The organism is uncultured Caballeronia sp., assembly GCF_964243625.1.
Classification (GTDB): Bacteria; Pseudomonadota; Gammaproteobacteria; order Burkholderiales; family Burkholderiaceae; genus Caballeronia.
Genome location: NZ_CAXTGZ010000155.1, coordinates 1 through 11,786 on the forward strand (window position 1 = coordinate 1; position 11,786 = coordinate 11,786).

8 protein-coding genes and 1 pseudogene are annotated in these 11,786 nt (G+C 59.4%); 2 read left to right on the forward strand and 7 right to left on the reverse strand.

Annotation, left to right across the window (positions count from 1 at the left end; translation table 11 throughout):
- From ACFFAR_RS12965 to ACFFAR_RS12995, 7 genes and pseudogenes are all read right to left on the reverse strand, one after another.
- Nucleotides 1-3,611, reverse strand: a 3,611-nt coding sequence (locus tag ACFFAR_RS12965; protein WP_375507972.1) for a type VI secretion system Vgr family protein, incomplete at its 3' end; no start/stop codon positions are given.
- Nucleotides 3,612-3,870: 259 nt separating this feature from the next.
- Nucleotides 3,871-4,992 carry an ABC transporter ATP-binding protein gene (locus ACFFAR_RS12970; RefSeq protein WP_062169370.1) on the reverse strand — a complete coding sequence of 374 codons (1,122 nt, stop codon included), beginning with the start codon at nucleotides 4,990-4,992 and terminating at the stop codon, nucleotides 3,871-3,873.
- Nucleotides 4,993-5,041: 49 nt separating this feature from the next.
- Nucleotides 5,042-5,770: an HAD-IA family hydrolase gene (locus ACFFAR_RS12975; protein ID WP_174364269.1), complete on the reverse strand. Its 729-nt coding sequence runs from the start codon at nucleotides 5,768-5,770 to the stop codon at nucleotides 5,042-5,044.
- Between the two features lie 53 nt (nucleotides 5,771-5,823).
- Complete coding sequence (locus tag ACFFAR_RS12980) at nucleotides 5,824-6,672, reverse strand: carbohydrate ABC transporter permease (protein ID WP_061998682.1); 849 nt, start codon at nucleotides 6,670-6,672, stop codon at nucleotides 5,824-5,826.
- Nucleotides 6,669-7,532, reverse strand: a pseudogene (locus tag ACFFAR_RS12985) (carbohydrate ABC transporter permease); the annotation flags it as partial. The pseudogene ACFFAR_RS12985 and the gene ACFFAR_RS12980, both read right to left, overlap by 4 nt.
- Nucleotides 7,533-7,731: 199 nt before the next feature.
- Complete coding sequence (locus ACFFAR_RS12990) at nucleotides 7,732-9,075, reverse strand: sugar ABC transporter substrate-binding protein (protein ID WP_061998680.1); 1,344 nt, start codon at nucleotides 9,073-9,075, stop codon at nucleotides 7,732-7,734.
- Nucleotides 9,076-9,251: 176 nt separating this feature from the next.
- A complete protein-coding gene (locus tag ACFFAR_RS12995; protein WP_062000722.1) occupies nucleotides 9,252-10,025 on the reverse strand; it encodes an L-iditol 2-dehydrogenase in 774 nt (257 codons plus the stop codon).
- A 353-nt stretch (nucleotides 10,026-10,378) separates the two neighbouring features.
- On the opposite strand from ACFFAR_RS12995, the gene ACFFAR_RS13000 reads away from it, so the two are divergent.
- Both ACFFAR_RS13000 and ACFFAR_RS13005 read left to right on the forward strand, forming a co-directional pair.
- Nucleotides 10,379-11,275 (forward strand): metal ABC transporter solute-binding protein, Zn/Mn family, encoded by an 897-nt coding sequence (locus ACFFAR_RS13000; protein WP_174364412.1) that lies wholly within the window; start codon nucleotides 10,379-10,381, stop codon nucleotides 11,273-11,275.
- Nucleotides 11,276-11,303: 28 nt separating this feature from the next.
- On the forward strand, nucleotides 11,304-11,786 hold a 483-nt coding region (locus ACFFAR_RS13005; RefSeq protein ID WP_375507973.1), incomplete at its 3' end, for an ATP-binding cassette domain-containing protein.

Here is an 11,786-nt window from a genome sequence, read left to right on the forward strand (position 1 = left end):
GCAAACGATGGATACCACCGGCTCGCCTGCCAGACGCTGACTTCTCGGAGGTATTCGCCAATTGCCATTCGCTTGATGCCGATAAGCGCGGAGGGCTCATCAGGTACCGCTAGTTTTGCCGCAAGTTTGATGGCTGCGAGCGCGTCATCACTCTGTGCCGCCGAAACGGCCGGCCACTTGCTAATTTTTGGTGTTTGCGCAAAGTTCTGCGGCTGTTGCTGAACCATCGCATTGATCCAGAACGATTGCTGGCAATGCCGCGCCTCGTGATACAGCGTCTTCGCCAGTTCTCGCACGGAGTGGGTCAGTGTTCTTCTGAATTCGGCGGCGCCATCCTTGTCGGACGGTAGATCTTTAAAAATCCCTTCCAGCCATAATTCATTGACGGCCAGTTCCCATGTCGATCCGGTGAACATGCCCATTGCAACGGCGTTTCCTCCTTTGAATTTTTGGATCGCAATGACGGGCCATGCCGATTTAGGAATTCCAAACGCCGCCACAGACGGCGCAGACAGCGCTGTCCCAACTATCGGCGCTACCAGATCTGCAACCGTCTGCTTATCATCTTTACTCAAAGGCCAACTGAGCCGCAACACCGCCTTACTCCCCTCCGGCCCCAGATACGTCTGCCCCCACTGCACCTGCTCGAGCAAACACACACGCATTGCCCGCACGTATTCGCGCGCAACCGGATACTCCAGTTGCCCGCTCGCCTTGTCGCGTACTGTGGAATAGCGCATGCCCCAGTTGTTCGGACTGCATTGCGCGTACATCGCGTCCCTGCCTGCGCTCGTGGGCTGCACATCGTTGAACTGCGCCGAACGCATGCCGATTTGCTGCTTGCCCACCGGCCGCTTTTCCAAAGCCACCGATGGCTGCGCACTCGCGGCGTCATCGGCGCTGTTTATCAGCATGGGCGTGTGAACCGAGATGGCATTGTCCGTGCCGTCATTGCGCAGAAACTCGAGTGTCGCCATTTGCATGCTTTCGCTCAGCACCAGCGCAGTTTCGCCCAACTCATTGGTCGTGCCCTCGATCAACTGACCATCTGCGAGTGCGATCCGGTAGCGCTGTCCCGGCAGGCGCAGCCCAGACCCCCGCTCCATCAGCACGAAGTGCTCGGCCATCTTCGCCTGACTGATGTCGCTTAATGGCAGCTTCACCGGTTTCGCCTTTCGCCCCTGCGTCTGGTGGTCGCTCGCGTGTATCTGAAACGCACCATCCGTGTAGCCAGTAATCCCCTTCGCGCTGATCTCCAGCTCCGCGCCGCCGCCGTTGAGCCGGATCCCCTTTTTTGCGGTCAGGTTGATCCAGTCGGTGGTGCTCATGAATTCGATCACTTCCCGCGCACGAATATCGATGCCGTCCTGCTTTGCTTCAATGCGCACGTTGTCAGATGCCGCTATCGCGCTGATGCCCAGCTTACGTGCGAAGAAACGTGCCCCCCGCGCCACACTGGCGAACGCCCCCTGCCCGGCAGCTATCCCCACGTGTCCACCCGTGGTCAACGCAAGATGCTGACCACTCGCAATGTGCGTACTGCCCGCAGTAGTGCTTTGAATTCCCGCGGGACTGGCGAGCGTCAAATGCGGCTCGGTGAATTCGGGGAACGCGTTGTCGCCGGTTTCTGTGCCGCCCCGGATTGCGTCGTTTTGCGCCGCGAGCGCCTTTGCGACCTCGCCCTGGTCCATGCCTTCGTCTTGCGCCGCATGTTGCTGCGCAAGCTCGGTCAGATTCTCCTGCAACTCACGCGCCTGCGTCAGTCGTTGAACCGTCTCGCCCATATCCTTCGCGTGCGATTGCGCGTTCTGCCGCGCCTCGGTCGTGATCAACATCCCGGCTGCGGCGCGCACGACGCCGTGTTCATCGGTGCGCAGCTCGAACCCTTCACCGCGTGCATCCTCACGCCCTGCATTGCCGGGAACGCGCGTGATGCTGCCCAGGTTCAGTTGCGAGAGCGCGTGATCGCTCGACAACTGCGTCTGGATCTTGCCTTCTGTATCGTCCATCAGCAGATGATTGGCGCGGCCACCGTTTAACTCGTGACTGCGAAAGCCCGATAACGCCTGGTTATCCGGCAGCTTCCAATTCGGCAACTGGAACGCGTTCACCACGCGCCCGGTCACGATCGGCAGATCCGGATCGCCCCGCAGATGATCCACAATCACTTCCTGCCCGATACGCGGCAAATGAATTGCACCAAATTGATTGCCTTGCCACGGCGATGAAACGCGCATCCAGCAACTCGATCGCTCGTTGTTTTGCCCCGCGCGGTCCCACAGATACTGAACCTTGATGCGCCCATAGGCATCGGTCCAGATTTGCTGGTTTTCAGGACCGACGACAACCGCCGTTTCTGGCCCATGCGTGCGCGGTTTTGCGAGCGTACGCTGCGAGCGAAACGCCTCGTTGCTCGGCTGAATCACGAATCGGGTTTCGCATGCGTACCGCTGGCCGTTTGCGGGCGACCCACCGGGCAAGCTTTCCTCGCCGACATTTTCAATATCGAGCGTGCTGGAGGCGACCAGATATTCCCGATTCGACTGGATCTGCGGTGCATGCGTGAGGTTGAACGTCTGGCCGGTCACGAGCCCCCGGATATTGCCGATACCATGTGTGCGCAACCCCATGCATCGCAGCGCCTGTACGCGGACTAGCGTTAATAACTTCGCTTCGTCTTCCGGCTGGTTATGTTCTCCCGAGAGGCCAGATGCGCCCGCTTGCGGCTGCGCATAATCGCCCCATTCGTAATGTTCCTGACGCGCAAACGCGGTATCGCGTGGATCTTCGCGTTTCGCGCTGAGATCAGCGCGCGGCCACGCGTAGTCGTAGTCGATGCTTGCGACACCGCCGGTCGTTAGTGTGCTGACTACGCTCAACGCATGAATGTGTTCTTCATCGATACGCTGGCCCGTTGGCGCTTCGTAGCGGATTGTTTTGTACGCATCGCCGTGCGGTTTGTGGGCACCGATCGAATCGCACAGTACCAGTCGATGCTTGCCGTCGCTGTGATCGAACCAGAAGTAGATCCCCCATTCCTGCCACAGCCGGGCGAGGAATGTGAAATCGCTTTCCCAGTGTTGCCGCTGGATATCGCGGGCCGGGTACCGCTCGACCAGGCGCTTTTCGACGGGAAAGGAATATTCGCCGAGCACTGCATCCGAGATGTCGATCACCGACATGTCCTGAAACAGGCGACTATCCTGGTTTTTGATGGTGAGCCACAGCCACGGGACGATCGTCAAACCGTAGACGACCGAGCGGCCTTCTTCGCGCAGAATTCGGGCGCTGGATACAAGTCCCGAGATTTCCCGCGTGCTCGCACCGACGTTGGCTGCACCCAGGTTTCCCATCATGCCCGCGATGAATTGCCCGTTGCCTTCCAGCTCGATCAGGCACGTGATTTCAGTACCGATCAGTGCATTGAGGTCGATGTCCGCCGCAAGGCTCGGGGAGAAGGCTAGGGAATCGGGAGTTTTGAGTTCAAGCGTGTATTCGAACAACTCGCCAAGCGTTTCAGTGCCGGAGAGGCGCACCGGGGTGAGAATCGATTGATCGCGAAACCGGGGTAATGCGGCGCCTTGCACGGCGAGCGTGCGGGTTTGGGTCATGGGATGGCTCGGTTTGCTTCGTCATTCCACAGCGGTCGTGGAACCTGGCTATGATTCTTGATGAAGCCTCGGCCTACATATAACCCGTCAAACCTTCTCATTTTCGCGTCCCCTCCTAGTTTGGTGAAATCTATCAACCTCGGGATATCATCAAAGAAAGCGGATCGACAGAATCAGACTGATCTTAAAAAATGGCGCACGGGCCATAAATGCAAAACGCCCGGACATGCCGGGCGTTTGTTGATGCTCACTCGGAAAATCAAGCCGCCGACAACACCTCGACGATCTTCCGTTGATATGCAATGCCCTCGGCATTGAACAAATGGCAATGCTCGGGCATTGCGCCAAGCTTCAGCACTTCGCCTCGCGAATGACGCTCGAGCGGCGGAATCCGGGCGATGATCCCCTCCGGCGCCACCGATGACTCCGCGTACAGATACGCGGCATCGCCGAGCGACTCGACGGCCATCGTCTTCGCTGATACCCCGTGCTCCACAGTCGCCGCTGTGCCCGCATGGAGATGCTCGGCACGAATCCCGACTGTCACCAAATCGCCGACCTTGACGCTGCCCGGTTCAACTGCAGCGCGTTGCGTCTCGCCTGTTTCATACTTGACGAGCACGCCATCGCTCAGCACTTGCGTGACTTCGCCATTGAAGAAATTCATCTTCGGCGAACCGATAAAACCCGCCACGAACTTGTTCTGCGGCGCGTGATAAAGCTGATTCGGCGTACCGACCTGCTCCACATTCCCCGCCGACAGCACCACGATCTTGTCCGCGAGCGTCATGGCTTCGACCTGATCGTGCGTCACGTAGATCATCGTGGTCTTCAACTCGTCGTGCAGGCGCGCGAATTCCAGGCGCATCTTCACGCGCAATGCGGCGTCGAGGTTGGAAAGCGGTTCATCGAAGAGGAACACCTTCGGCTTGCGCGTGATCGCCCGGCCGATCGCCACACGCTGACGCTGACCACCCGACAACTGCTTCGGTTTCCTATCGAGCAAATGATCGATGTGCAGGATCTTCGCCGCTTGCTTGACCGCGGCATCGATTTCCGGCTTCTTGGTGCCCGCAAGCTTGAGACCAAACGCCATGTTGTCGTAGAGCGTCATGTGCGGATACAGCGCGTACGACTGGAACACCATCGCAATGCCGCGCTTGGCGGGCGGCACGTCGTTCACACGCACGCCGTCGATGGTCAGGTCGCCGCCGCTGATGTCTTCGAGTCCGGCGATCATCCGCATCAACGTGGACTTGCCGCAACCGCTCGGGCCCACGAACACGACGAACTCACCGTCGGCGATATCGAGGTTCACGCTGCGAATGACTTCGGTTTCTTCGTAGCGCTTGTTGATGTTGCGCAGATTAAGGCTTGCCATGATGGAGTCTCCGTCTTTAACTTCGCTTTGTTTTCTGCGAGCACAAGGCTCAAGGCAGTTCAAAGCTTGCGTTTTGCAGCCACTGTTCGACAAGCCCGGGGAGCTGCCCCATCTCGTCGAACACGACACTTGCGCCAGCACGTTTCAGCGCATCGATTTGTCCTTCACTTGCATGACCGCCGCCCACGAAACCCAGCACCGTCATACCCGCCGCTGACGCCGCCGTCACGCCGGTCACGCTGTCTTCCACCACCACGCAACGCTCGGGCGCGACACGCAAGGTGCGTGCAGCCGCCAGATACACGTCGGGCGCGGGCTTCGGATTCGCGACCGTGTCGGCGCAAAAAAGACGCTCGCCGAAATAGCGCACGAGGCCCGTGCGGCTCAGCACGGCTTCCACATACGACGTAAAACTGTTGCTCGCGCAGGCCTTGCGCAGCGAGATGCGGCCGAGCGCTGAATCAATGCCATCGACCGCCGGCGCTTCTACCGCCGACGCTTCCACGACCGCCCGGATTGCATCGATCTGCGCGGCATCGAGCGTCTGCCCAAGCGTTTCAGCCGCCCGCCTGAGGACCGTTTCAATGCGCAGTCCGAGCAGCGGCGTGACGATCGGTTCAGCGGCCACGCCGGGCCAGAGCGTCTCGATCTCCTGCACGAGCATGCGGCCCGCGATGGCTTCGCTGTCGATCAGCACGCCGTCGCAATCGCAGATCAGCAGGTGATCGTCGTGGGCAGCGGCTGCACTGGATGCACCCGCTGCGCCGGCTTGGGACAAGTTCAAGTTCACTGGATCGGCCTCTAAAGTGCTACATGTACGACGTCACTGCGCTACTTCACTGCGCCGAAGGTCAGTCCGCGCACGAGCTGTTTCTGCGACAGCCAGCCGACGATCAGAATTGGCGCAACCGCCAGCAACGACGCCGCCGAAAGCTTGGCCCAGAACAACCCTTCAGGACTTGAATACGAAGCGATGAACACTGTCAGCGGCGCCGCGTTCGAGCTCGACAAGTTGATGCTCCAGAATGCCTCGTTCCATGACAGGATCACGAGCAGCAGACCCGTGGACGCGAGTCCCGGCAAAGACATGGGCATGAGCAGATAGACGATTTCCTGCCACGTCGCCGCGCCATCTATACGGCCTGCTTCCAGAATGTCGCGCGGGATCTCGTTGAAGTACGTGTACGACATCCATACGGCGATCGGCAAATTGATCAGCGTATAAACGATGATCAAGCCCCACACGGTGTCGAGCATGCCGGTGTTCTTCCACAACAAGTAGATCGGCACCAGCACGCCGACCGACGGCATCATCTTCGTCGACAGCATCCACAGCAGAACCTTCTGCGTCTTCTTCGTCGGGAAGAACGCCATTGCATAGGCGCACGGCACGGCGAACAACAAGCAGATCACCGTGACGCCGACTGAGATCAGGATGGAATTCCACGCGAACGCAAAGTAGTTGCTGCGCGCGAAGACCTCGCGAAAACTGTCGAGTGTCGGCGTGAAAAAGAGCGACGACGAATACGCCTGCTGCTCGGTCTTGAATGCCGTGATGGTCATCCAGAAGATCGGGAAGAACAGCAGCAGCGCGAACAGCCAGGCAATCACGCCAAGCACGCTGCGCTTGAGCGTATCGAGAAACGGCGCGGACGTTGTTGCGGTAACGGGATGGCTCATGATTCGTACTCCCCTTTCAGGTTCTTCGAGAGCATCCGCACGAGGAAGAACGCCACGATATTCGCCAGCACGACCGCCAGAATGCCGCCCGCCGATGCCAGGCCCACGTCGAATTGCTGCAAGCCAAGCGAGTAGATCAGGTATGACAGGTTGGTCGTCGCTGTGCCGGGACCGCCGCCGGTTGTCGTATAGATTTCGGCGAAGATCGACAGCAGGAAAATGGTTTCCATCATCACGACCACGGCAATCGCGCGCTTCAGGTGCGGCAGCGTGATGTAGAAGAACATCGAGAAAGCGCCCGCACCGTCGATCCGCGCCGCTTCCTTTTGCTCCTGGTCGAGCGACTGGATGGCCGTGAAGAGAATCAGGAACGCGAACGGCAGCCATTGCCACGCGACTATCATGATCACCGCAAAAAGTGGATACTCGCCAAACCAGTCGATCGGCTGCATCCCCATCGATCGCATTGCTGAAGCGACCAGTCCGTAGACCGGGTGCAGGATCATGTTCTTCCAGATCAGCGCGCTGACCGTCGGCATGACGAAGAACGGGGCAATCACCAGCAATCGCGCAATGCCCTGCCCGATGAACTTCCGATCGAACAACACTGCGAGCAGCACGCCGCCGATCACGGTAATGGCAAGCACGGAACCGATCAGCACCAGCGTATGGACAATCGACGGACCGAAGGCCGGGTCGGTCGCGAGGAACTCGTAATTATCGAGGCCAGCGAAGCCCTTTACGTCCGGGTTCAGCAAGTTGTATTTCGAAAACGAATACCAGATGGTCATCGCAAGCGGGATGGCCATCCACAAAAACAATACGGCAGTCGACGGCGTGATCAGCCAGCGCACCGACTTCGCGCGTTTCTTGTCGCGCTCCGCCGCGGACTCCGCGTACGTATTCGATATGGGGGGATTAAGTTGACTCATGGTCGTGTCACCTCTCGATGAAGCGCAGGCCGCGCGCGTGGGCTCTTGATGAAAGAGCGGCGCGGCCTGCTGTACTACATTAGGCGCCAGGAGTGTGGGCCTCGACTGCCAGAGAACTTACTTCGGATTACTTTTGATAACCGGCTTGCTTCACCGCACGGTCCGCGGTCGCGTTGCCTGCTTTCAATGCTGCATCGACAGTGGTTTGTCCTGCGACCACGCCTGCAATCGACTGGCCGACCACCGTTCCGAACGACTGGAACTCCGGAATGCCGACGAACTGAACGCCGGTGTACGGAATCTTCTTCATCGAAGAATCGTTCGGGTTAGCCGATTCAATTGCGCTCAGCACGAAGTCGCCAAACGGCGCAGCCTTCTTGTACTCAGGATTGGCGTAGGTCGACTTGCGCGTGCCCGGAGGAACCGATGCCCAGCCTTCATCTTTCGCAGCCAACTGGATGTATTCCTTCGATGTTGCCCACGTCGCGAACTTCTTCGCGGCGTCTTGCGACTTCGACGTCTTCGGAATGGCCAGCGACCACGACCACAACCAGTGCGAGCCCTTCGGCGTCACGGCAACCGGCGCTGCAGCAAAGCCGATCTTGTCCGCGACTTGCGATTGCGACTTGTTGTAGAGCATGCCGGCTGCAACCGTGGCATCGATCCACATTGCGCACTTGCCCGATGACATCAGCGTCAGGTTCTCGTTGAAACCGTTCGAGCTGGCTCCCGGAGGACCGTCGTTCTTCAGCAAGTCGGCGTAGAACGTGATCGCCTTGTGCCATTCCGGCGTGTCGAGCTGCGCCTTCCAGTTCTCGTCGAACCAGCGGCCGCCGTACGTATTCACGAGCGTCGATACGAACGCCATGTTCTCGCCCCAGCCCGCCTTGCCGCGCAAGCAGATGCCGTACTGGCCCTTGGCTTTGTCGGTAAGCTTGTCGGCGAATTGCTTGATCTGGTCGTAGGTCGGCTGATCCGGCATCTTCAGGCCGGCCGCTTCGAACAGGTCCTTGCGGTAATACGTCATCGAGCTTTCGACATAGAACGGCAGTGCGTACAACTGGCCGTTATACGAGAGGCCATCGCGTGCGGTCTTCACCACGTCGTCGAGATCGTAGTCAGCCGGGAGATTCGTCATTGGCACGAGCCAGCCGCGCTTGCCCCATTGCGGCGCTTCGTACGTACCGATCGCCATCACGTCGAACTGGCCACTGTTCGTGGTGATGTCGGTGGTGGCACGCTGACGCAGCACGTTTTCTTCCAGGATGACCCACTTCAACTGGATATCCGGATTGGCTTTTTCGAACGCCGGCGACAGCTTCTTCAACTCGATCATGTCCGGGTTGTTAAGTGTCGCGATGGTCACGGTCGCGGCCTTCGAGGCAACCGGCACAAGCGCGGCAGCAGCGAATGCGGCGCACGCGAATGAGCGCATCGGCAGGTTTTTAAGAGTGAATGTGGCGCGTTTCATGTTGTTTCGTCTCCTTTATCGTTAGCACGGCGCTCGTGCTGCGGGCTTGCATGACGCGTCGATCATCGGCTGATCGGATTGATACGGGCTACTACGTACTTTCTGGTACTCGTGAAACGTGAATTCGTTGCGGGCGGATTTCGATGCGGCTTTCAATGCCATCGCCGCCCACAGGTTCAGCTCATCCAGTTGCCGCCATCCACATTCAGCGTCTGCGCGGTGATGTAATCCGAATCCGCCGATACCAGGAACAAGGCCGCGCCCGTCAGATCGTTCGGCAGGCCCATACGCCCCAGCGGTACCGCTTCGCCGACCAGGCGCTTCTTCTCGCCGAGCGGACGGTTTTCATATTTTGCGAAAAGCGCATCGACGGTTTCCCACATCGGGGTATCGACCACGCCCGGTGCGATGCTGTTCACGTTGATGCCATGCTGCGCAAGACCAAGTGCTGCCGATTGCGTGTAGCTGATCACGGCGGCCTTGGTTGCGCAATAGTGGGAAACTAGCGCCTCGCCGCGGCGACCCGCCTGCGACGACATGTTGACGATCTTGCCGCCACGGCCTTGCTTGACCATTTGCTGCGCGACGAGCTGCATCAGGAAGAACATGCCTTTCACGTTCACCGCGAAAAGACGATCGAAGATGTCCCAGGATTCGTCGAGGATCGGGCGCATGTCGAAGAGCGCCGCGTTGTTGTACAGGATGTCGATGCCGCCGAACTTGTCGACGGTAGAAGAGACAATGCGCTCCAGATCCTCGCGCCTGGTGACGTCGGCTTTGACTGCCAGTACGTTGCCCGCGTAATCCGCAAAGCGCTGCGCCAGTTCGGCTTCATCTTTCAAATCGACGACGACGACCTTTGCGCCTTCGTCCAGGAATCGTTTGGTGACCGCTTCGCCGATACCGCTGGCCGCACCCGTCACGATAGCTACCTTGTCCTGCAATTTCACGGTTGTCTCCGGTTCGTCTTTTGACCGCTTTGTTCGCTCGGGCAGTGAGCGAACGCTCATCGCGTGATCAATTGCTCTCTGCGTGGTCGAATGATCGGTGACGCGTGAGGCGGTGTCAAGGCACGTTGTGATGTTTCGATGCTGCGACGCGGGAAAGGCACCTAAAACTGCGGGAAAACCCCAACCGGCGTGGCTTTGCGGGACGCGTCGATACGCCCGAAAGCGTGCTCGACATGCTTTGGTCAGACGTCCAAAGGTGCATGATCGAGTGATACGTTATATCATCGCGGTCAATTCGGACGTCGCCTTTGATCTGGGCTCCTCGTCCTTACAAACCCATCCCAGGAAACGCCATGAGCAAACTTGTCGCTGCTTTATTGACCTGCACTGCCCTTTTCTCTGCAAGCTTCGGCGGGACAGCCGTGGCGCAAACCGCGGCCAACGGGACAGTCGCGGTGGTCGCGGCCGAGAATTTCTACGGCGATGTGGTGCAGCAACTCGGCGGCAATCACGTCCAAGTGACCAGCATCCTGAGCAACCCGGACGAAGATCCGCATCTCTTCGAAGCCAGCCCGAAGACCGCCCGCGCGTTGCAGAACGCGGCGCTTGTCGTGTATAACGGCGCCGACTACGATCCGTGGATGGACAAGCTGCTTGGGGCATCAAAGGGAAAAGGACGCACGACAATCGTCGCGGCTCAACTGGCGGGCAAGAAATCCGGCGATAATCCCCACCTTTGGTATGACCCGGCCACCATGCCGACTGTCGCAAAAGCGGTAAGCGCGTATCTGGTCCAGGCAGACCCGGCGCACAAGGCTGATTACGATGCGCGACTGGATACGTTCCTGACGTCGTTGAAACCCATCGACACGCGTGTCGCCGCGCTCAAAAGCCAGTTCAAGGGCGTGCCCGTGACGGCCACGGAACCTGTATTCGGCTATATGTCCGATGCGATCGGCCTCGATATGCGCAATGCCCGCTTCCAGCTTGCCGCCATGAACGATACGGAACCGAGCGCCTCGGATATCGCCGCGTTCGAAAAGGATTTGCGTGATCGTCAGGTGCACGTGCTGATCTATAACAGTCAGGCATCGGAAGCGTTGACCAAGCGCATGCTGAAAGTAGCTCACGATTCACACGTGCCGAGCATCAGCGTCACCGAGACGCTGCCCGCCGGCAAGACCTTCCAGACATGGATGACCTCGCAGCTCGACGCGTTGTCGGCTGCGTTGCAGGGAAAGACGAGATGAGTGTTTGGACGTTCGAGGATGCGTCTTGATGACGGCATCGACAAAAGCGGGGGCGCTAACCGTCGAGCACGTCACGCTTGAACTCGGCGGCCGGCCGATCCTGAACGACGCGAGCTTCAGCGTCGCGGCGGGTGAGTTTATCGGCGTGCTGGGGCCGAATGGCGCCGGGAAGACCACGCTCATGCGCGCGATGCTGGGGCTCCTGCCCTTGTCCCAAGGCGCGATCCGCGTGAACGGCGCGGCGGTGGTGCGCGGCAATGCATCGATTGGTTATATGCCGCAGATACGCAGCGGTCTTGCCGGACGGCGCGTGCGTGGCCGCGATTTTGTCGCGATGGCCGCCGACGGTCACCGCTGGGGTTTGCCGCGTGCAAGTGCCGCGGCACAAGCCGACGTGGATCGCGTGCTCGATCTCGTCGATGGCCGCGCGCTCGCCGCGCGTCCTTTGTCCGAGTTGTCTGGCGGCGAACGTCAGCGCTTGCTGCTCGCGCAATGCCTGCTCGGCGACCCG

Excerpts from the sequence above, each read along its gene's own strand:
- ACFFAR_RS12970 (WP_062169370.1), bottom strand. The coding sequence starts at position 4,992 with ATGGCAAGCCTTAATCTGCGCAACATCAACAAGCGCTACGAAGAAACC.
- ACFFAR_RS12980 (WP_061998682.1), bottom strand. The coding sequence starts at position 6,672 with ATGAGCCATCCCGTTACCGCAACAACGTCCGCGCCGTTTCTCGATACG.
- ACFFAR_RS12990 (WP_061998680.1), bottom strand. The coding sequence starts at position 9,075 with ATGAAACGCGCCACATTCACTCTTAAAAACCTGCCGATGCGCTCATTC.
- ACFFAR_RS13000 (WP_174364412.1), top strand. The coding sequence starts at position 10,379 with ATGAGCAAACTTGTCGCTGCTTTATTGACCTGCACTGCCCTTTTCTCT.